This window comes from Brevundimonas sp. GW821-FHT09G01, from assembly GCF_059416065.1.
This window is the reverse complement of record NZ_JBWKOL010000001.1, coordinates 731249-750813: the sequence shown is the minus strand read 5'-3', so window position 1 is coordinate 750813 and position 19565 is coordinate 731249. Positions and strand designations below refer to the sequence as shown.

The 19565-nt window shown below is 70.8% G+C and carries 17 protein-coding genes; 9 read left to right on the top strand and 8 right to left on the bottom strand.

Annotated features, from left to right (window positions below; translation table 11 throughout):
* Positions 1–94 precede the first annotated feature (94 nt).
* The 4 genes from kdsA to AC07NB_RS03660 are packed head-to-tail and all read left to right on the top strand — an operon-like array spanning position 95 to position 4532.
* Positions 95–955 carry a 3-deoxy-8-phosphooctulonate synthase gene (gene kdsA, locus AC07NB_RS03675; RefSeq protein ID WP_291832437.1) on the top strand — a complete coding sequence of 287 codons (861 nt, stop codon included), beginning with the start codon at positions 95–97 and terminating at the stop codon, positions 953–955.
* A gap of 18 nt (positions 956–973) precedes the next feature.
* Positions 974–2425: a D-glycero-beta-D-manno-heptose 1-phosphate adenylyltransferase gene (gene rfaE2, locus AC07NB_RS03670; protein WP_494570952.1), complete on the top strand. Its 1452-nt coding sequence runs from the start codon at positions 974–976 to the stop codon at positions 2423–2425.
* The gene (rfaD, locus tag AC07NB_RS03665; protein WP_494570951.1) at positions 2425–3426 is read left to right on the top strand and encodes an ADP-glyceromanno-heptose 6-epimerase; all 1002 of its coding nucleotides are present in this window, start codon (positions 2425–2427) and stop codon (positions 3424–3426) included. The genes rfaE2 and rfaD overlap by 1 nt, the downstream gene beginning before the upstream one ends.
* Positions 3423–4532 (top strand): DUF3089 domain-containing protein, encoded by a 1110-nt coding sequence (locus AC07NB_RS03660; protein ID WP_494570950.1) that lies wholly within the window; start codon positions 3423–3425, stop codon positions 4530–4532. The genes rfaD and AC07NB_RS03660 overlap by 4 nt, the downstream gene beginning before the upstream one ends.
* Here AC07NB_RS03660 and recG read toward each other — a convergent pair.
* Entirely contained in the window at positions 4529–6616 is a 2088-nt protein-coding gene (recG, locus tag AC07NB_RS03655; RefSeq protein WP_494570997.1) for an ATP-dependent DNA helicase RecG, read from the bottom strand. The genes AC07NB_RS03660 and recG overlap by 4 nt on opposite strands.
* An 84-nt stretch (positions 6617–6700) precedes the next feature.
* Between recG and AC07NB_RS03650 the strand changes: the two genes are divergently transcribed.
* The 3 genes from AC07NB_RS03650 to AC07NB_RS03640 are packed head-to-tail and all read left to right on the top strand — an operon-like array spanning position 6701 to position 10958.
* The gene (locus AC07NB_RS03650; protein ID WP_291832429.1) at positions 6701–7018 is read left to right on the top strand and encodes an FAD assembly factor SdhE; all 318 of its coding nucleotides are present in this window, start codon (positions 6701–6703) and stop codon (positions 7016–7018) included.
* Complete coding sequence (gene mfd / locus AC07NB_RS03645; RefSeq protein ID WP_494570949.1) at positions 7018–10467, top strand: transcription-repair coupling factor; 3450 nt, start codon at positions 7018–7020, stop codon at positions 10465–10467. Before AC07NB_RS03650 ends, mfd begins: the two co-directional genes overlap by 1 nt.
* On the top strand, positions 10464–10958 hold the full coding sequence (locus AC07NB_RS03640; protein ID WP_494570948.1) for a GNAT family N-acetyltransferase: 495 nt from the start codon (positions 10464–10466) through the stop codon (positions 10956–10958). The genes mfd and AC07NB_RS03640 overlap by 4 nt, the downstream gene beginning before the upstream one ends.
* Positions 10959–10965: 7 nt before the next feature.
* Here the strand turns inward: AC07NB_RS03640 and AC07NB_RS03635 are convergent, their stop codons facing one another.
* The 4 genes from AC07NB_RS03635 to AC07NB_RS03620 are packed head-to-tail and all read right to left on the bottom strand — an operon-like array spanning position 10966 to position 14190.
* A complete protein-coding gene (locus AC07NB_RS03635; RefSeq protein WP_494570947.1) occupies positions 10966–11505 on the bottom strand; it encodes a GNAT family N-acetyltransferase in 540 nt (179 codons plus the stop codon).
* 1 nt (position 11506) lies between these two features.
* On the bottom strand, positions 11507–12235 hold the full coding sequence (locus tag AC07NB_RS03630; RefSeq protein ID WP_494570946.1) for a hypothetical protein: 729 nt from the start codon (positions 12233–12235) through the stop codon (positions 11507–11509).
* Between the two features lie 5 nt (positions 12236–12240).
* On the bottom strand, positions 12241–12837 hold the full coding sequence (locus AC07NB_RS03625; protein WP_494570945.1) for an ArsR/SmtB family transcription factor: 597 nt from the start codon (positions 12835–12837) through the stop codon (positions 12241–12243).
* Between the two features lie 36 nt (positions 12838–12873).
* A complete protein-coding gene (locus tag AC07NB_RS03620) occupies positions 12874–14190 on the bottom strand; it encodes a diguanylate cyclase domain-containing protein (RefSeq protein ID WP_494570944.1) in 1317 nt (438 codons plus the stop codon).
* 198 nt (positions 14191–14388) lie between these two features.
* Here AC07NB_RS03620 and AC07NB_RS03615 point away from each other — a divergent pair, with 198 nt between their 5' ends.
* The gene (locus tag AC07NB_RS03615; RefSeq protein WP_291832414.1) at positions 14389–15327 is read left to right on the top strand and encodes a YihY/virulence factor BrkB family protein; all 939 of its coding nucleotides are present in this window, start codon (positions 14389–14391) and stop codon (positions 15325–15327) included.
* Here AC07NB_RS03615 and AC07NB_RS03610 read toward each other — a convergent pair.
* On the bottom strand, positions 15290–15523 hold the full coding sequence (locus AC07NB_RS03610; protein WP_494570943.1) for a sulfurtransferase TusA family protein: 234 nt from the start codon (positions 15521–15523) through the stop codon (positions 15290–15292). The genes AC07NB_RS03615 and AC07NB_RS03610 overlap by 38 nt on opposite strands.
* Positions 15520–16011 (bottom strand): CinA family protein, encoded by a 492-nt coding sequence (locus tag AC07NB_RS03605; protein ID WP_494570942.1) that lies wholly within the window; start codon positions 16009–16011, stop codon positions 15520–15522. Before AC07NB_RS03605 ends, AC07NB_RS03610 begins: the two co-directional genes overlap by 4 nt.
* Positions 16012–16085: 74 nt before the next feature.
* On the opposite strand from AC07NB_RS03605, the gene AC07NB_RS03600 reads away from it, so the two are divergent.
* Positions 16086–18380, top strand: a complete 2295-nt coding sequence (locus tag AC07NB_RS03600; RefSeq protein WP_492313057.1) for a fused MFS/spermidine synthase — start codon at positions 16086–16088, stop codon at positions 18378–18380.
* Here the strand turns inward: AC07NB_RS03600 and AC07NB_RS03595 are convergent.
* Positions 18377–19531: a bifunctional 2-C-methyl-D-erythritol 4-phosphate cytidylyltransferase/2-C-methyl-D-erythritol 2,4-cyclodiphosphate synthase gene (locus AC07NB_RS03595; protein WP_494570941.1), complete on the bottom strand. Its 1155-nt coding sequence runs from the start codon at positions 19529–19531 to the stop codon at positions 18377–18379. The two genes, AC07NB_RS03600 and AC07NB_RS03595, sit on opposite strands and share 4 nt — an antisense overlap.
* Positions 19532–19565 lie beyond the last annotated feature (34 nt).

The window sequence follows — 19565 nt, the reverse complement described above, 5'->3', positions numbered from 1 at the left end:
GTAGCTTGCGAACCTCAACATCGAACGCCACCTGATCGCCGCATAGGTGCGGCAAGGGCCGTGCGTCGCCAAGCCGCTTCTTCGGGAATTCGCCGTGTCCAAGCCCAACGCCGTCATCGACATCAAGGGCGTCGCCCGTCCCGTCAGCATCGGCGGCAATCAGCGCATCGTCTTCATCGCCGGCCCCTGCCAGCTGGAGAGCCGCGATCACGCGCTGGAGATGGCGCATGCGCTCAAGGAGATCGGCGAGCGGCTGAACGTCGGCATCATCTACAAGACCAGCTTCGATAAGGCGAACCGCACCAGCGCCACCGCCGCGCGCGGTTTCGGCCTGGAGGGCTCGCTGCCGATCTTCGCTGAAATCCGCGAGAGCGTCGGCCTGCCGGTCCTGACCGATGTCCACACCGAGGAGCATTGCCGCATCGCCGCCGAGGTCGTCGATGTGCTGCAAATCCCGGCCTTCCTGAGCCGCCAGACCGACCTGCTGCTGGCCGCCGCCGCCACCGGCAAGGTCATCAACATCAAGAAGGGCCAGTTCCTGGCCCCGTGGGACATGAAGAACGTCATCGCCAAGGTCGTCGGCGCGGGCAATCCGAACGTCATGGCCTGCGAGCGCGGCGCCAGCTTCGGCTACAACACCCTGGTCAGCGATATGCGCGCCTTGCCGATCCTGCGCGAGATCGGCTGTCCGGTCGTCTTCGACGCCACCCATTCGGTCCAGCAGCCGGGCGGGCAGGGCACGTCGTCGGGCGGCCAGCGCGAGTTCGTGCCGGTCCTCGCCCGCGCCGCCGTGGCCGTCGGCGTCGACGCCGTCTTCATGGAAACCCACCAGGATCCGGACAACGCCCCCTCGGACGGCCCGAACATGGTGCCGCTGAACGAGTTCGAAGCCCTGGCCGCCGACCTGATCGCCTACGACGACCTGTCGAAGGCGCGCATGGCGAAGGTCGCGTGAATCCGATAGTTCGGTCGCATGGCTGAACGCACGCTCGATCTTGGGGAACTGCAGGCGCTTCTGGAGCGCGTGCGCGGGCTGAAGGTCGCTTGCGTCGGCGACCTGATGCTGGACCGCTACGTCTATGGCGAGGTCAGCCGTATCTCGCCCGAGGCGCCGATCCCGGTGCTCAAGACCAAACGGCGCATCGCCATGCCGGGCGGGGTGGGCAATGTCGCCCGCAACGTCGCCGCGCTGGGCGGGGCCGCCCGTCTCGGCGCGGTGGCCGGTCAGGATCCCGCCGGCGACGAACTGGCCGCGCTGATCGCGGCCGAGGACGGCATCGAGGACGCGATCGAGCGCCGCGCCGGCTCGGCCACCATCGTCAAGACCCGCTTCGTCGCCGCCGGCCAGCAACTGCTGCGGCTCGACGAGGAGGCGGCGCCTTTGATGGCGACAGAAAGCGAAGCTTTTACAGGAGCATCTGTCTATCTGTTGTCAGACTACGCCAAGGGCGCGGTAAGCGATTTGCTGATCGCCCAGGCGCTTTCGGCGGCCCGTGACAGCGGCGCGCCGGTGATCGTGGATCCCAAGGGTCGCGACTTCGCCCGCTATGGCGCGGTCGACCTGATCAAGCCCAACGCCAGCGAACTGGCCGGCGCCACCGGCCTGCCGGTCGACACCGACGCCGAGGTCGAGGCGGCGCTGACGGCCCTGCTGGACGCGACCACGGCCCGGGCCATCGTCGTCACCCGCGCCGGCAAGGGCATGAGCCTGATGAGGCGCGGCGGCGCGGCGAAGCATTTCCCCGGCCGCGCGCGCGAGGTGTTCGATGTCTCGGGCGCCGGCGACACCGGCCTGGCGGCGCTGGGGCTCGCCCTGGGCGCGGGCGTGTCGCTGGAGACGGCGGTCGAGTTCGCCATCCTCGCCTCGGGCGTGGTGGTCGGCAAGGCGGGCACCGCCGTGGTCAGCCCGGCCGAGCTGATCGACGCCGAGATGAGCCAGCACGCCTCGGGCGCCCACGCCAAGGTCATGCCGCTGGAGGAACTGGCGCACGTGGTCGAGGGCTGGAAGCGTCAGGGTCTGAGGGTCGGTTTCACCAACGGCTGTTTCGACATCCTGCACCGCGGCCACGTCGCCTATCTGGCGCAGGCCCGGTCGTGGTGCGACCGGCTGGTGGTGGCGCTGAACACCGACGCCTCGGTGCGCGCGCTCAAGGGCGAGGGCCGGCCGATCAACGATCTGGACAGCCGCGCCGTGGTCATCGGCGGCCTGCAGTCCGTGGACCGCGTCACCAGCTTCGACGAGTCCACGCCGCTGGCCCTGATCGAACGCTTGCGTCCCGACGTCCTGATCAAGGGCGCCGACTACACCCGCGAGGGCGTAGTCGGCGGCGATCTGGTCGAGAGCTGGGGCGGCGAGGTCAGGCTGGCCACCTTCGAGGACGGCTATTCCACCACCCGCACGATTGAAAAGATGAAGGCTGACTGATGGCGCGTCGGATGATCGTGGTGACCGGCGGCGCGGGCTTCATCGGCTCCAACATCGTCGCGCGCCTGTGCGCCGACGACCGCCGCGACATCGTCGTCTGCGACCGTATGGAAGAGGCGGCGCTGGGCAAGTGGAAGAACCTGGCCAAGCACCCGATCGCCGACTTCTGGCAGCCCGAGGAGCTGTTCGAACAGCTGGAACGCCACGCGGACGCCGTCGAGGCCGTCGTCCACATGGGCGCCATCTCCTCGACGACCGAGGCCGACGCCGACCTGATCATGCGCACGAACTTCAGCCTGTCCCGCGACCTGTGGGACTGGTGCGCCCTGCGCGACGCGCGGCTGATCTACGCCTCCTCGGCGGCCACCTACGGCGACGGCGAGAGCGGGTTCGAGGATGACGACAGTCTTGAAGGTCTGTCTTCGCTCAAGCCGCTAAACGCTTACGGTTATTCGAAAATGCTGTTCGACCAGTATGCCGCGCGGCAGTCGGACCGCGGCCAGTCGCCCAGCCAGTGGGCGGGGCTGAAATTCTTCAACGTCTACGGCCCGAACGAGTACCACAAGGGCGGGATGAAGTCGGTCGTGGCCCAGATCTGGCCCAAGGTGCAGGCCGGAGAGCCGGTCACCCTGTTCCGCTCGCACAATCCGAACTACGCCGACGGCGGCCAGCTACGTGACTTCGTCTTCGTGGACGATGTGGTCGACATCATCGACTGGCTGCTGGAGACGCCCCACGTCTCGGGCGTGTTCAACGCCGGCTCGGGCCAGGCGCGGTCCTTCCTCGACCTGGCCAACGCCACCTTCGCGGCGGCGGGCAAGACGCCGGCGGTCGAGTATGTCGACACCCCGCTGTCGATCCGCGACAAGTATCAGTACTTCACCGAGGCCCGGATGGAGCGCGTCCGCGCCGCCGGCTACAGCGGTCAGTCGACGCCGCTGGAGGAGGGGGTCCGCCGCTATGTGCAGGACTTCCTGATGCAGCCGGACGCCTACCGGTGAGCGGTCGCGGGCCGACATTGCGCCAGTGTGTCGGCTATCTCGGCATCGGCTTCGTCGTCCTCATCGTCATCGCGCTCGTCGTCTTCCGTGGCGATATCCTGAAGGCGGGACTGGACCCCAAGGTGCCGTTCCAGACCTATACGCCGCCGCCCGCGCCCGACTATCGCGCGCCCGCCGCCTGGGCCCTGCTGGAGGCGCGCGCGCCGGAGTCCGGGCCCGCGGCGGTCTTCTTCGTCCACTCCACCACCTATGACGGCGGCCGCGACTGGAATGGTCCGATCGGCGAGCCGCGCGGCGAACGCTGGCTGAAGGAGGTGGTCCTGCCCAACTACGCCGGGCCGTTCGCGCGCGCCGGGGCCGTCAGCGCGCCGCGCTACCGGCAGGGCAGCCTCTACACCCGCCTGACGCTGCGGGAGGACGCCCGCGAGGCTCGGGCCTTCGCCTATGTCGACGTGGCCGCGGCCTTCGAGGCCTGGCTGAAGCATCATCCTGCGGGGCCGCTGGTGCTGGCCGGGACCGAGCAGGGCGGCGAGCTGGTCGAACGGCTGGTGCGCGAGCGCGTGGCCGGAGACGCCGCGCTGCGCTCACGCGTCGTCGCCGTCTATCTGATGGATGTGATCGCTGCGGCGGACGCCCTGTCGCCCGCCGTGCCGGCCTGCGCCCGCCGGGATCAGGTCGGCTGCATCGTCGGCTGGTCGCCGGTTGGCGAGAACAACGACGGCGCGGCGCGGCGCCGCCTGAACCGGGCCCTGGTCTGGGACGGGCGCGGCCGGCTGATCACCCTGGACGGCCGCCCGGCCCTTTGCGTCAACCCGATCACCGGCTCGACCGACCTGGCGCCGGTCGCCGCCCGGGCCCAGCGCGGCGTGACCAACGCCACCGGGCTGGAATGGGGCGCCCGCCCGGCCCTGATGGCGCGCGAAGTGGCCGCCCAGTGCCGCGAGGGCCTGCTGCGCCACACCGAGCCCAAGCTGGAGTCCCTGAAGCTGACCGGAAGCTGGGCGGACCGCAGAAAGTCTCGCCCGTACAATCTCTTCTACGGTGATGTTGAGGCGGACGTTCTGACGCGGCTGGCCGTCTGGCAGATGGCCCATCCGGTGAGCTAGTCCAGGCCGGACCGGTCGTTGCGCCAGTCGAACAGGGCCTCCAGCACCTTGACCGCCTCCCCGCGCGGCGACAGCAGGTCCGGGTCGCGGCCCAGCACCAGCCGCGCGTCGTCCGCCGCCGCCAGCATCAGCGAGCGATGCCGGATCGGATCGGCGAACCGATAGGCCGGGAAGCCGCTTTGCTTGAGTCCCAGCGGATCGCCGCCGCCGCGCAGCCGGAAATCCTCCTCGGCGATCTCGAACCCGTCCTCGGTGCGGCGCAGGGTCTCCAGCCGGGTCTTGGCCGTCTCTCCCAGTCCGTCGTCCCCGCCGCCGTACAGCAGCAGGCAGGTGCTCGCCTTGGACCCCCGTCCGACCCGGCCCCGAAGCTGGTGCAGCTGGGCCAGGCCGAAGCGGTCGGCGTGTTCGATGACCATGATCGAGGCGTTGGGCACGTCGACCCCGACCTCGACGACCGTGGTGGCGACCAGCAGGGGCGTGCGCCCGTCGGCGAAGTCGGCCATCACCGCCTCGCGCTCCGCGCCCGGCATCTGGCCGTGGGCCAGGCCCACCTCGATCTGCAGGATGCGGCGCAGGTCGGCGGCGCGGGCCTCGGCGGCGGCCAGATCGCTGGCCTCGCTCTCGGCCACCAGCGGACAGATCCAGTAGGCCTGCGCCCCGGAATCCAGCGCCGCCTTCAACCGCTTGGCCACCTCGCCGATGCGCGCCAGCGGCAGGACGGCGGTCGTCACCGGCGTTCGGCCCGGCGGCTTTTCGGTCAGGCGCGACACGTCCAGTTCGCCGTACTGGGTCAGCTCCAGGGTGCGCGGGATCGGCGTGGCCGACATGGTCAGCAGGTGGACGCCGCCGGTGCGCGGATCACCCTTGGCCTGCAGCCGCTGGCGCTCGTTGACCCCGAACCGGTGCTGCTCGTCGATCACCGCCAGCGCCAGCCGGTCGAAGCGCACGGCGTCCTGGAACAGGGCATGGGTGCCGATGGCCACCTTCGCTTCGCCCGAGGCCAGGGCGGCCAGGCGCGGACGGCGCTCGGCGGGGGTGTCGCGTCCGGTCAGCAGCACCGTCGGGACCCCGGTGGCCTCCAGCATCGGCGCCAGCCGCTGATAGTGCTGGCGGGCCAGGATCTCGGTCGGCGCCATCAGCGCGGCCTGGAAGCCGGACGCGGCCGCATCGGCCAGCGCCAGCGCCGCCACCGCCGTCTTCCCCGAACCCACGTCGCCCTGCAGCAGACGGCCCATCTGTTCGCCCGAGGCCAGGTCGCGGCGGATCTCGGCCACCGCCTGCGCTTGCGCGCCCGTCAGGGTGAAGGGCAGGGCGGCCAGCAGCCGTTCCGACGCCTCGCCCGGCGCGACGACGGGCGCGGGCGTGATCTGCCGCGCCCGTCGGCGCCGGGTCAGGGCCAGCTGGTGCGCGAACAGCTCGTCATAGGCCAGCCGCTCGCGGGCCGGGGCGCCCGGGTCCAGGTCCGCTTCGCCAGTGGGCGCGTGCAGTCGTCCGATGGCCTCGCGCCAGCCGCTCCAGCGTTGCTTGGCCAGCCAGGCCGGGTCCTGCCATTCCGGCAGGTCCGGCGCCGAGGCCATCGCCGCCTGCACCAGCTTGCGCACCACGCGCGAAGTCAGGCCCTGCGTCGCCGGATAGACCGGCTCGACCGCCGCGATCTCATCGGCCTCGGTCGGCTTGAACACGTCCGGATGGACGATCTGGACCTCGTTGTTGAACCGTTCGACCTTGCCCGTGACCAGCCGCGTCTCGCCGCGCGGCAGCAGCCGGTCGATATGCTGGCCCGAGCCGCCGAACCAGATCAGGTGGACGAAGCCGGTCGCGTCGATCGCTCGCACCTTGATCGGCGCGCCGGGCTTGCCGGGCAGGATCAGCCGGTCGATCGTGACCTCGAAGATCCCGACCTGTCCCTCGACCGCGTCGATCGCCGTCATCGGGCGGCGGACCACCACTCCGGACGGCGGCAGGAACAGCAGGTCGCGGACCAGCGGCCCGGCCAGCTTCTGGACGAGCGGCAGCACCTTGGGCCCCACGCCCTTCAGGGTGGAGACCTCGGCGAACAGCGGAAAGAGAATCTGGGGCCGCATACGCCTCAGCATAGCTGGCGAAACGGCCTCTGGAACGCTATCTGCTGCGTCCTGTTTGAAGATATGGACCGGGCAAGGATTCTTGTGGCCGATACGAACGCGCGTCTGAACGAAGCCCAACGGACCCGGCTGGGCCGCATCGCCTTCCGGGCGTGGCGGCGCGGCTTCCGTGAGGCCGACCTGGTGCTGGGCCCGTTCGCCGACCAGGTGGGGCCGACGCTGACCGAGGCCGAACTCGATCTGTTCGAGGCCCTGCTGATGGAGGACGACGACCACGCCCTCTACGCCTGGATCATCCAGACCGCCCCCACGCCTGAAAAGTATGACGGAAGCCTGATGACGAAGATCCGCGCCTTCATGGCCGCGCACGTCGCCGCCGAAGTCGCCAAGGGCGCCGGCTGATGGACGCCGTGATCCCCAAACGCAGCGATCAGGAGCTGGGCGGCGCCCCTGAGGGCCTCGACGCCCTGACCGTGGCCGGGCGCCTGCGCGCCGACGGCGGCGTCGGCCTGTTCGTGGCCCGCGACTACGCCCGCATGGGCGAGTTCGTTCAGGCCTTCCGCTTCTTCGCCGGCGACATCGAGGTGGTGGAATTCCCCGCCTGGGACTGCCTGCCTTACGACCGGCTCAGCCCGACCTCCTCGGTCTCGGCCGAGCGGATGGCCGCCTTGACCAAGCTGGCCGGCCGCGACGCCGGCGACCGCCGCCCGACCCTGGTCGTCACCACCGTCGGCGGCGTCACCCAGCGCACCCCGCCGCGCGAGATCACCTGCGGCGCGGGCTTCGAGGCCACCGTAGGCCTCGACCTCGATACGGCGGCGCTGGAGCGCTATTTCGCGGCCAACGGCTACCTGCGCGCCTCCACCGTGTCCGAACGGGGCGAGTTCGCCGTGCGCGGCGGTGTGGTCGATGTCTATCCGCCGGGCTTCGAGGAGCCGGTGCGCCTGGACATGTTCGGCTCCGAGCTGGAATCGATCCGCACCTTCGACCCGGCCACCCAGCGCTCGACCGGCCAGATGCGCCACGTCTCGCTGGCCCCGGTGTCCGAGGCCCTGCTGACGCCGGAAGCCATCTCGCGCTTCCGCACCGGCTATCTGAACCTGTTCGGCGCCGGCGGCGACGATCCCCTCTATGTGGCGGTCAGCGAGGGCGCGCGGCGTCAGGGCATGGAGCACTGGCTGCCCCTGTTCTACGAGCGGCTCGAGACCCTGTTCGACTATCTGCCGGACGACGCCCCGGTCTTCCTCGACAACCAGTCCGAGGCCGCGCGGGCCGAGCGCTGGACCCTGACCGCCGACGCCTGGGAGGCGCGCCGCGACGCCTCGCGCAGCAAGGGCGGGGCCGCCAACAGGGCCCTGCCGCCCGAGCGCCTCTATCTGCCGGACGCCGACTGGAACAGCGCGCTGGCGGGCCGCACCGTGCGCCGGCTGTCCCCCTTCGCCGCCGGCGGCGAGGATGCGGGCGGCCGCCTGGGCCGCAGCTTCGCGGCTGAGCGGGCGCAGGACAGCATCAATCTTTTCGAGGCCGTCGCCCGCCACGCCCAGGCGCTGAAGGACGGCGGCAAGCGCGTCCTGTTCGCCTCCTGGAGCGAGGGCTCGTCCGAACGCCTGGCCTCCATGCTGGCCGACCACGGGCTGGAGCACGTCGTCGCCGTGCGCGACTGGGCCGACGTCCAGAAGGCGCCGGACGGCCTCTACCTGCGCGGCGTCCTGCCGGTCGAACACGGCTTCGAGACGGACGCCATCGCCGTCATCTCCGAGACCGACATCCTCGGCGATCGACTGGCGCGGCCGCGCAAGAAGCGCCGAGCCTCCAACTTCCTGGCCGAGGCTTCGGCCCTGACCACGGGCGACCTCGTCGTCCACCTCGACCACGGCATCGGCCGCTACGAGGGGCTGAAGACGCTGGAGATCCAGGACGCCCCGCACGACTGTCTGGAGCTGATGTACGCGGGCGAGAGCAAGCTCTACCTGCCGGTCGAGAACATCGACCTGCTGACCCGCTACGGCTCGGACACCGACGGCGCCCAGCTGGACCGGCTGGGGGGCGCGGGCTGGCAGGCGCGCAAGGCCAAGGCCAAGCAGCGCCTGCGCGACATGGCCGAAGGGCTCATCGCCCTGGCGGCCAAGCGCGCCCTACGCACCTCCGAAGCCATCACCCCGCCGCAGGGCCTGTTCGACGAGTTCTGCGCCCGCTTCCCCTACGAGGAGACGGACGACCAGCTCAACGCCATCGGCGACGTGCTTGAGGATCTGGGCAAGGGCACGCCGATGGATCGCCTGATCTGCGGCGACGTCGGCTTCGGCAAGACCGAGGTGGCCCTGCGCGCCGCCTTCGTGGTGGCCATGAGCGGCCAGCAGGTCGCGGTCGTCTGCCCGACGACCCTGCTGGCCCGCCAGCACTTCAAGACCTTCTCGGAGCGGTTCGCCGGCTGGCCGATCACCGTGCGCCACCTGTCGCGCATGGTCACCGCCAAGGACGCGTCGGAAACCCGCGCGGGCCTGAAGGACGGGACCTTCGAGATCGTCGTCGGCACCCATGCGGTGCTCAGCGAACAGGTCGGGTTCAAGGACCTGGGCCTGGTGATCGTCGACGAGGAGCAGCACTTCGGGGTCAAGCACAAGGAGAAGCTCAAGTCGCTTCGCGCCGACGTGCACCTGCTGACCCTGACCGCCACCCCGATCCCGCGCACCCTGCAGATGGCCCTGTCGGGCATCCGCGAGATGTCGATCATCGCCACCCCGCCGGTCGATCGCCTGGCGGTGCGCACCTACGTCACGCCGTGGGATCCGGTGCTGGTCCGCGAGGCCCTGCTGCGCGAGAAATACCGCGGCGGCCAGGCCTACTATGTCGTGCCGCGCCTCAACGACCTGCCGGACATCGAGAAATTCCTGCGCGAGCAGGTGCCCGAGATCAAGTTCGTGGTCGGCCACGGCCAGATGTCGCCGACCCAGCTCGAGGAGGTGATGAGCGCCTTCTATGACGGCACTTACGACCTGCTGCTGTCGACCACGATCGTTGAGTCCGGACTTGATGTTCCGACAGCCAACACCTTGATCGTGCACAGGGCGGACATGTTCGGCCTGGCCCAGCTTCACCAGATCCGCGGCCGCATCGGCCGGGCAAAGGCGCGCGCCTTCGCCTATCTGACCACGGATGCCAGGAAGCCGCTGTCCCTGTCGTCGGAGCGCCGTCTGCAGGTGCTGCAGTCGCTGGACAACCTCGGCGCCGGCTTCCAGCTGGCCAGCCACGACCTGGACCAGCGCGGCGGCGGCAATCTGCTGGGCGACGAACAGTCGGGCCACATCCGCGAGGTCGGCGTCGAACTGTACCAGCAGATGCTGGAAGACGCCGTCGCCAGCCTGCGTGAAGCGGGCGAAGAGGTCGTCGACCGCGGCTGGTCGCCGGCCATCAATGTCGGCGCGGCTGTTTTGATTCCAGAGGATTATGTCCCGGACCTCAACGTTCGTCTGAGCCTGTACCGCCGTCTGTCGGACGCCGAGAACACCGAGGGCCGCGAGGCCTTGGCCGCCGAACTGATCGACCGCTTCGGCCCGCTGCCGGATGAGGCCAAGCAGCTGCTGCGCATCGTCGGCATCAAGGCGAACTGCAAGATCGCCCATGTCGAACGCATCGATGTCGGGCCCAAGGGCGCCGTTCTGACCCTGCGCAACAACACCTTCCCGAACCCGATGGGTCTGGTCGGCCTGATCCAGAAGAACCACGCCTTCTGGAAGATCCGGCCCGACCAGAAGATCGTCGTGAAGGGCGATTGGGACACCGCCGAGGACCGGCTGAAGGTCGCCGAGCGCATCACCGCCGATCTGGCCCGGGTGGCGGGGGCGGCGTGACCGTGCGGGTGCGCGAGGCGACGGACGCCGACTGGCCGGCCATCTGGCCGATCGTCGAGGCCGTGGTGCGCGCGGGCGAGACCTACACCTATCCGCGCGACCTGACCGAGGCCGGCGGCAGGGCGATCTGGATGCAGACGCCGCCGGGCGTGACGCTGGTGGCGTTGGACGACGACGGCCGCGTTCTGGGAACGGCCAAGACCGGCCCGAACCAGATGGGGCCTGGCGCGCACGTGGCGACGGCCAGCTTCATGACCGCGCCAGAGGCCCGGGGACGGGGCGTCGGACGCGCGCTCGGCGAGGCGGTGATCGCGCATGCGAGCCGCAAGGGATTTCGCGCCATGCAGTTCAACGCCGTCGTCGAGGCGAACCACGGCGCGGTCCGCCTGTGGCGGGCGCTCGGCTTCGAAATCCTCGCCACCATCCCGGAGGCGTTCGATCATCCGACCGAAGGCCTGGTCGGCCTGCATGTCATGCACCGGCGGCTCTGACCGCCGGTCAGGCCGGTCGGTCGATGCGGTACAGGACGTGCGGGCGCAGCGGATGGCCGACGGGGACCGTGTCGTCCTCGAAGGCGGCGTCGATGATCTCGGTCATCCCCGACTTCACCATGGCGCGGCGGGACGGCGTGTTGACGGCGGAGGTGTAGCCGATCACCGCGGTCGCGCCGAGCGCGGTCCAGGCGTGGTTGAAGACGGTCCTGGAGATTTCGCCCGCATAGCCCTGGCCCCAGACGGCGCGGTCCAGGATCCAGCCGATCTCCAGCGGCCAGGCCTGCAGGGCGGCGGGTTCGGGCCGGGACAGGCCCGCGCCGCCGATCAGGACGCCGTCCGCCCTGCGCTCGACGGCCACGAAGCCGAAGCCGTCGCGCGCCAGGTCCCGGATCGCCTGATCGATCAGGGCGTCGGTCTCCGCCCGGTCCAGGACGGCCGGATAGTAGAAGCGCCGGACCTCCGGGTCGGCGTTGATCGCCGCGAAGGGCGCGCGGTCCCGGTCCTCCCAGGGGCGCAGCAGCAGCCGGTCGGTCTGCAGCCTCACCTCAACAGCCGGGGGCCTGGGTTTCGAACCGCTCGTCCCACCAGGCCTGCCAACGGGCCTGCAGGTCCGCGCGCGCGGCTTCGGACAGGTCGTAGGTCGTCAGGGTCAGCATGGTGAAGCCGTTCGGCTTCTTCTCGGTCGCGGGCTCGTCCACGACGACCAGAAGCCCGTCGCCCCAGGCGTCGACGGAGACGCCCAGCTGGTGGCGGGCGACGAACCACACCTGGCCCGAGGCGGCGTCCGGACCCAGCGGGCCTGACCACGGCTCGCCCGGCGCCGGCGCGGCGTCGAGGCCCAGCAGGGAGCGGCCCAGCCGGTCCGCGCGCGGGGCGCCGGAGAAGAAGATCGTGCGGCGTGGCTCCAGGTCGTGCCGGGCGAAGGCGAAGGCCAGCTGCCAGGTGAAGGAAATCCACCCCTCGATCATGCCGTCGAAGACGTCCGACCAGGACCCGGCGGGCGCGGACCGGACCACCCGGACGACGCTGGCGTCGCCGCGGGCCTCGACCTCATAGCGGTCATTGACGCCGACGAAGGTCACGGTCCGCGTCGCTTCGTCCGCCGCGGCGTGAGTGACGAAGATGAAGTCGATCTCGTCCTTCAGCCCGTCGGTCTCCCAGCCGAACCAGTGCTTGATCTTCTGCGGATCGCGCAGGGCCGCCCAGACGGCGTCGGCGGGGGCGGGCACGGTGACTTCGACCAGGACGCGGTCTTCCATGGGCTGTTCGGTCATGACGGTCAGTTCCTTGTGGGGGCGGGTTTGACGACGGCCGGATGGGCCGCGGCGGTCAGGCGGTAACGGCGACCCCCGGGGGCCGAATACTGGCGGGCGAGCCTGGCCACGGCGTCGGCGACGTCGCGGGAGAAGGCGTCGAAATCGGCGGGCGCGGCGAAGCTCATGTCGGCCTCGACCGTCAGGGTCAGCAGGCGCGATCCTTCCGCGTCGGCGGCCTCGCGCATCCGGGCCACGTCCCGGACCATGGCCGAGGCGGTATTGATCAGGTGGCCGGCGGCGTGGCGGTCCTGCGCCTCGATCGCGTCCGGGTCGGGCAGGGCCTGCAGCAGGGCGGGGTCCAGCACATAGTTTTCGGCGGCCACGAACAGCCGTTCGGTGAAGCCGCGCTTCTTGCGCTCGCCCGCCAGCCGGACCAGGCCCGCGTCCTCCAGCGCCTTCAGGTGGTAGCCGATCTTCTGGCGCGGCATCTCAAGCCGCTCCGCCAGCCCGGCGGCCGAGGCGGGCTCGACCAGCGACGCCAGGATGCGGCGCCGGATCGGCGCCAGCGCCAGATGGGCGGCGTCCAGATCGTCGAGCAGGGAGGATGGCCGGGGCGTCATGCCTCGAACCTGCATTGGACAAATAAAGTTGTCAAATTAGCGTTGGGAAACGCCCACGTCGGCGGAGGCGCGCTCCAGCACCACGGCGGGCGACTCGCCGGGCATGACTTCGGCCACCCCGACCTCGAACTCGACCACGAAGGGCGAGCGGTCGGGACCGGCGTCGAAGGCGGTGCAGCTGATCACCGCCGCGATGCGGTCGGCGGCGATGCGGGCGGCCGGGCCCCGGGTGGCGGGCAGGGCCAGGGCGAAGACGTCGGCCGACAGGCGCGCGGCGGTGTCCTCGGTGCGGATCAGGCGAGAGACCATGGCCCCGATCTGGGGCAGGGCGCGATCCAGCCAGCCGCCTTCGCGGGCGCTGACCACGGCCTCGGTCTCGGCCACCCGCAGGACGGCCACGGACAGGGGGCGACGGCGCATGCGCGCGCCCTCGGCCACCCGCGCCAGGTGGCTGGCGAACAGTTCACGGGTGAACAGGCCGGTCGAGGGGTCGGTCAGGCCCGAGCCCCGCGCGCTCTCCAGCGCCCGGCGGATGGCGACATGGCGGCGATGCGCCCGCGCCAGCGCCACGATCCGGCTGGCCGTCTCCTCCTCGGGCGTGTCGGCGGCGGCTACGTCGGCGAAGCCGCGATTGTACAGCTCGGCCAGATTGATCTCGCCGGAGCCGCGCAGATAGAGCACCGCGGGCACGTGATACAGGCGGGTGTTGCGCTTCATGCCCGAGGCGATGGACAGGGCCGGGGCGTGGTCCTCGGCGCCCCACAGCACGGCGGCGTCGAACGGGCGCTCATGCAGATAGTCGAAGGCGGTGTAGGGCGTCGGCGCGGCCACGACATCGCAGTCCAGCGCCGTCAGGGCGTTGGACAGGGCCAGGAAATACCGGTCCGGCTTGCCCGCCGCCAGCACGCGCAGCGGCGTGGCCTCGATCTCGGCCAGGGCCAGGGGCTCGCCGCGGGCGGCGAAGGTGGCCTCGCGCAGGCTGACCTCTTCCTCGGCGATGGCGGTGCGCACCAGGTTTTCCAGCCGCAGGGCCGCCTGGGCCGCGTGCGGCGCGTGCGACATGGAGATATCGGACAGGCCCGGCTCCCAGTCGGCGGTCGCCGCGCCGATGGCCATCACCGGCAAACGGCGCGGCGAGACGGTCTGGCGCATGGCCCGGACGCCTTCCTGGGCTTCTGTCAGCGAGGCGTCCAGGATGACGGCCTCCAGCGGCCAGTCGATCAGCACCTGCACGGCGCCGGCCAGGGAGCGGGCGGTGACGGTGCGCCAGCCGAGGGCGTCCAGCCCCTGACACAGGGGGCCGACCAGGCCGTCGTCGGGTGCGACGACCAGAATGCGCGGATCAGATGCCAACGGATGGACTCTCCGGACCGCCTCCAACCCCCGGGGCGATCTCATTGGCGGGGACCATAGCGATGACCCCCGTCGGGAAGCAACGGGCGAGGCTGCGGATTCTCCCCGCGCCCGTTCGCCCCGTTCCCATGTGGCCGAATTGAGGTAAACGTCGTCCCTTGGGCGGCTACGGGTACGGGTTTGCAGGCGAAATCTGAAATGGACGCGGCGGTGCGCTGGGCGACGCCGATGCTGTGGGGACGGCTCGCGGTCCGGGCCTTCACGCGCAGCTGGGGCCGCGACGTCATGCTCTACACGGGCGGGGTGTCCTTCTTCGCCCTGCTGGCCGTCTTCCCCGCCATCGCCATCCTGATCGGCTTCTACAAGGTCGTGCTGTCGATCGGCCAGGTCAGCGAGCAGGCCGCGGCCCTGGCCGACGTCATGCCCCACGCGGCCCGCGCCATCTTCCAGCAGGAGATCGAGCGGCTGGCCAGCGCCTCGGCCCGCACGGTCTCGGCCCAGAGCTTCTTCGCCCTCGTCATCGGCGGGTACGCCGCCCACCGCGGCTTCAAGGCCCTGCTGGCCGGGCTCAACCTGATCCATGACGAGACCGAGCCGCACGGCTTCTTCAAGTTCAACCTGCTGGCCTTCTTCGTAGCACTGTTCGCCTTCGCCCTGTTCACCGTGGTGTCGGGCGCGGTCGTGACCTCGCGCCTGCTGGAGCACACCGGGCCGGGCGCGGCGCCGACCGGCGGCGGATGGCTGTCGCTTGATGGATTGTGGCCCGCCGTCGGCCTCGCGATCGGCCTGACCATGCTCTACCGCTACGCCATGTCCCACCGCACGCCGGTGGCCTGGGCGCCGTCGATCGCAGGCGGGCTGGTGGCGACGGTCATGTCGACCATCTCGTCCTGGCTGTGCGCCATCTATGTCGAGCAGATCGCGCCGCTGGGCGCGACCTACGGCTCGGTCGGCGCCGTCGTGGTGCTGCTGATCTGGCTGTCGTGGAACGTCAACGCCATCTTCTACGGCGGCGCCTTCACCACCGAGATGGAGATCGCCGCCCGCTCCATGGGCGCGCCGGACCTGGAGCCGGAGGGCGAGACCTCCGAGACCGTGGTCAGCCTGTCGGAGCGCCGGGCGTCTCGACCGCGATAGTCAGGACGCCGTCCGCCTCGTCGATCGACACCACCCGCCCGCCGAGGTCCTGCATCAGGAAGGGCACGTCGATGCGCGCCATCGGATCGGTGGCCAGCAGGGTGATCCGGGTCCCCGGCGCCGCCGCGTGGATCGCCTTCTGAAGCTTCAGGCTGGGGGTCGGGCAGCGGTGGCCGCGCGCATCGACGACGGTCATGCGCCGATCCGGTCCAGCAGCAGGCCCAGCGCCACGCGCACGCTCTCCAGCCGCACCCCCTCGCGCCCGATGTCGCCGAAGCGGCGCTCGGCATGGATCACGCCCGCTGGTCCGGCGGCGGCGAAATGCACCAGTCCGACCGGCTTGTCGTCTGATCCGCCGCCCGGCCCGGCGATGCCGGTGACCGCCACCGACACCTGCGCCCGCGACCGCGCCACGGCGCCCGCGGCCATGGCCCGGGCCACCGGCTCGGACACCGCGCCATGGGCCTCGATCAGGGCGGCCGGCACGGCGACGAGATCGCTCTTGGCCTCGTTGCTGTACGTCACGAAGCCCCGGTCCACGACCGCCGACGATCCGGCGATGGCCGTCAGCGCCCCGGCGACCAGGCCGCCCGTGCAGCTTTCGGCCGTGGCGGCCATCAGCCCCCTGGCGGCGGCCTCGGTAATCACCTGTTGAGCAAGGGCGGCGATATCGTCGGGGAACATCAGGGCTTTCCGAAGCGGCGGCGAGTCGGGCTAGGGTGACCCGCGTCATACGGGCGCCAGCATACGGGGCGGGCATGAGCGACACCACCATCGACACGGCCGCGCCGCCCGCCGACCGCTTGACGCCCCTGCTGTTCGCGGTCGCGATCTTCACCTCGGCGTCGCTGGTCTTCGTGGTCCAGCCCATGGTGACCAAGCTGGTGCTGCCCATGCTGGGCGGCTCGCCGTCGGTGTGGAATACCGCAATGGTCTTCTTCCAGGCGGCGCTGCTGGCCGGCTACGGCTACGCCCACGCCGTGCAGAAGATCGGCTCGATCAAGCTGCAGGTCACCGTCCACCTGGTGCTGCTGACCTGCGCGGCCCTGTTCCTGCCGCTGCACATCAACGGCTGGCTGGGCGATCCCGACCCCGCGGCGCCCATCGGGTGGCTGCTGGGCACTCTGGCCCTGTCGGTGGGCGCGCCCTTCGCCATCCTGTCGGCCACCGCGCCCCTGCTTCAAGCCTGGTTCGCCCGGGTCCGCGCCGGTCATGCGGACGGCAAGAACCCCTATGTGCTGTACGCCGCCTCCAACCTGGGCAGCTTCCTGGCGCTGCTGTCCTATCCGGTTCTGATCGAGCCGCTGTCGACCCTGTCCGGCCAGCGTCTCGGCTGGAGCGGCGGCTACGCCGTCTTCATGATCCTGATCGCCCTGCTGGCCTTCGTGGTCTGGAGCCGCCGGGTCGATCGCGCCGCCGAGCCCGCGGCGCTGGAGAAGAGCGCGCCGATCCCGTGGCGCGAGAAGGGCGTGCTCGTCCTGCTCGCCGCCGCGCCGTCCAGCCTGATGCTGGGCGTCACCGCCCACCTGTCCACCGACGTGGCCTCTGCGCCTTTCCTGTGGGTCATCCCGCTGGCGCTCTACCTGCTGACCTTCGTCATCGCCTTCCAGAACAAGCCCTGGATCCCGCTGCCCATCACCCTGATCGTCCAGGGCGCGGTCGGGGCGGTCTGCGTGCTGCTGGTCGCCTTCCGCTCGGCCAACTGGGGTCTGGCGTTCGGCATCAACATCATCGCCTTTTTCTTCGCCGCCCTGATGTGCCACCAGCTGCTGGCCAAGCGGCGGCCCGCGCCGGATCGGCTGACCGAATTCTACCTGCTGATGTCGCTGGGCGGCGTGGTCGGCGGCGCCTTCACGGCCCTGCTGGCCCCCGTGATCTTCAACATGGTCTGGGAGTATCCGCTGGTCCTGGTTCTGGTCGGCCTGGCCCGTCCGTGGGGCAAGGGCGAGATCACCGGCAAGCTCCTGGGCGCCCTGATCGCCGCCGCCGCGGTGGCCGCCGCGCCGGTCCTGCTGTCGCTGTGGCTGGATTCCAACGACGAGGCGCGCCGGGCCTTCTACCAGTTCTTCCCGCTCGGCATGGGTCAGCTGGCCATGTTCATGCTGATCCCGGCGGCGATCTGCGCCTTCCTGGTCCGCGACCGGGCGCCGGTCTACACCGTCATCCTGGTGATGATCGCCCTGTCGTCGCAGTGGATCGCGCGGGGCTACGACTGGACCTTCTCGGAGCGCAGCTTCTTCGGCGTCATGCGGGTGGCCAATGTGCAGGACCCCCGGCTGGGCGGCGATGTCCATGTGCTGATGCACGGCACCACCCTGCACGGAGCGCAGGCGCGGCACGGGCACAACGAGTGCGCGCCGACCCTCTACTACAACGTCGCCACCCCCATCGGTCAGTCGGCCCTGATGGTGCAGCAGCGCGGGCCCGCCCGGATCGGCGTGGTGGGGCAGGGCTCGGGCGCCATGGCGGCCTACAAGCGCCCGGTCGACCGCATGACCTTCTTCGAGATCGATCCGGCGGTGGACCGGCTGTCGCGCGATCCCAAATGGTTCACCTACATCTCGAAATGCGCCGAGGGGCCGATCGACACCGTGCTGGGCGACGCGCGCCTGACGCTGAACCATCAGCCTGCGGGCAGCTACGATCTGTTGATCATCGACGCCTTCTCGTCGGACGCGGTGCCGACCCACCTGCTGACCGCCGAGGCGATCCAGGGCTATCTGCGCCTGCTGAAGCCGAACGGGGTGGTGCTGCTGCACCTGTCGAACCGCAACCTCGAGATCACCCTGCCGGCCATCGCCGCGGCCCAGCAGCTGGGCGTGCCGAGCCTGCACCAGATCTATTACGAGGGCACGGAGTCGCCCGACATGTCGGAAGCCTCGACCGAGGCCCTGATCCTGTCGCCGACCGCGCAAGGCCTGGCGGACTTCACCCGCGACCCGCGCTGGACGACGCCCGGCCGGACCTCGGTGCGGCCGTGGACGGACGACTACGTCAACCTGTTCGGGGCGCTGTGGCGCAGCCGCTTCCCGCCGCCGGAACGCCCGCTCTAGGGGAAGGGCAGTTCCAGCGTCGCCACGGCCTGGGCCGCCAGGCCCTCGCCGCGGCCGGTGAAGCCCAGACCCTCGGTCGTCGTCGCCTTCACGCTGACGGCGTCCAGAGGCAGGTCGAGGATCTCGGCCAGCCGCTCGCGCATGGCCTGCCGGTGCGGCTTCACCTTGGGTCGCTCGCAGATCAGGGTCACGTCCACGTTCGACAGCCGCCCGCCGCGCGCGCGGACCAGATCGGCCGCATGCTTCAGGAACAGGTCCGACGAGGCGCCCTTCCACTGCGGATCGGTGGGCGGGAAATGATCGCCGATGTCGCCTTCGCCCAGCGCGCCCAGGATGGCGTCGGTCAGGGCGTGCAGGCCGGCGTCGGCGTCCGAGTGCCCGATCAGGGTCTGGTCATGCGGCACTTCCAGCCCGCACAGCCACACCGACGATCCCGGGCCCCAGCGGTGCACGTCGTAGCCCTGGCCGACGCGGACGGCGCGGGGGATCAGGGCCTCGGCCATGGCGAAATCCTCGGGGAAGGTCAGTTTCATCAGGCGAGCGTCGCCCTCGACGATGCGGACGCGGCCGCCGGCGCGCTCGACCACGGTCGCCTCGTCCGTGGCGGTCTCGCCCTCCGGCCAGGCGGCGAAGGCCTCGGTCAGGGTCTTCAGGCGGAAGGCCTGCGGGGTCTGGGCGCGCCACAGGGCCTCGCGCTCCACCGCGCCGGACACCACCCCGTCCACGGCGCGGCGCAGGCTGTCGGCGACGGGCAGGGCGGGCAGGGCACCGTCGGCGTCATCCAGTGCCTGGACGCAGCGGGCGATGACGGCCGCGGACAGGAAGGGGCGGGCGGCGTCGTGCACCAGCACGGGGCGGTCATCCGCTCCGCCCAGCGCCGCCAGTCCGGCCCGCACCGAGTCGGTCCGCGCGACGCCTCCGACGACCGCGCGCCAGCCGGTCAGGCCCGCCAGCGCTTCGGCGGCCTCGGCCCCCGCGCCCGGAGACACGACCACCACCAGGTCCTCGGCGCCCGCCTTCAGCAGGGCCTCGACCGACCAGCGGATCACCGGCTTTCCGCCTAGCGGGCGCCATTGCTTGGCCCCGCCGGCGCGCGATCCGGAGCCGGCGGCGACGACGACGGCGGCGAAGGCGGGGAGGGGCGAGGTCATGTCCGGCCTTCTAATGGCCGCCGTCATGCTTGAC

What these genes read in the sequence shown, in the direction of transcription:
- rfaE2 (WP_494570952.1), top strand. Translation starts at nt 974, where the DNA reads ATGGCTGAACGCACGCTCGATCTTGGGGAACTGCAGGCGCTTCTGGAG.
- AC07NB_RS03615 (WP_291832414.1), top strand. Translation starts at nt 14,389, where the DNA reads ATGGACGCGGCGGTGCGCTGGGCGACGCCGATGCTGTGGGGACGGCTC.
- AC07NB_RS03600 (WP_492313057.1), top strand. Translation starts at nt 16,086, where the DNA reads ATGAGCGACACCACCATCGACACGGCCGCGCCGCCCGCCGACCGCTTG.
- AC07NB_RS03595 (WP_494570941.1), bottom strand. Translation starts at nt 19,531, where the DNA reads ATGACCTCGCCCCTCCCCGCCTTCGCCGCCGTCGTCGTCGCCGCCGGC.
- AC07NB_RS03625 (WP_494570945.1), bottom strand. Translation starts at nt 12,837, where the DNA reads ATGACGCCCCGGCCATCCTCCCTGCTCGACGATCTGGACGCCGCCCAT.
- mfd (WP_494570949.1), top strand. Translation starts at nt 7,018, where the DNA reads ATGGACGCCGTGATCCCCAAACGCAGCGATCAGGAGCTGGGCGGCGCC.
- rfaD (WP_494570951.1), top strand. Translation starts at nt 2,425, where the DNA reads ATGGCGCGTCGGATGATCGTGGTGACCGGCGGCGCGGGCTTCATCGGC.
- AC07NB_RS03605 (WP_494570942.1), bottom strand. Translation starts at nt 16,011, where the DNA reads ATGTTCCCCGACGATATCGCCGCCCTTGCTCAACAGGTGATTACCGAG.
- recG (WP_494570997.1), bottom strand. Translation starts at nt 6,616, where the DNA reads ATGCGGCCCCAGATTCTCTTTCCGCTGTTCGCCGAGGTCTCCACCCTG.
- AC07NB_RS03610 (WP_494570943.1), bottom strand. Translation starts at nt 15,523, where the DNA reads ATGACCGTCGTCGATGCGCGCGGCCACCGCTGCCCGACCCCCAGCCTG.
- AC07NB_RS03630 (WP_494570946.1), bottom strand. Translation starts at nt 12,235, where the DNA reads ATGACCGAACAGCCCATGGAAGACCGCGTCCTGGTCGAAGTCACCGTG.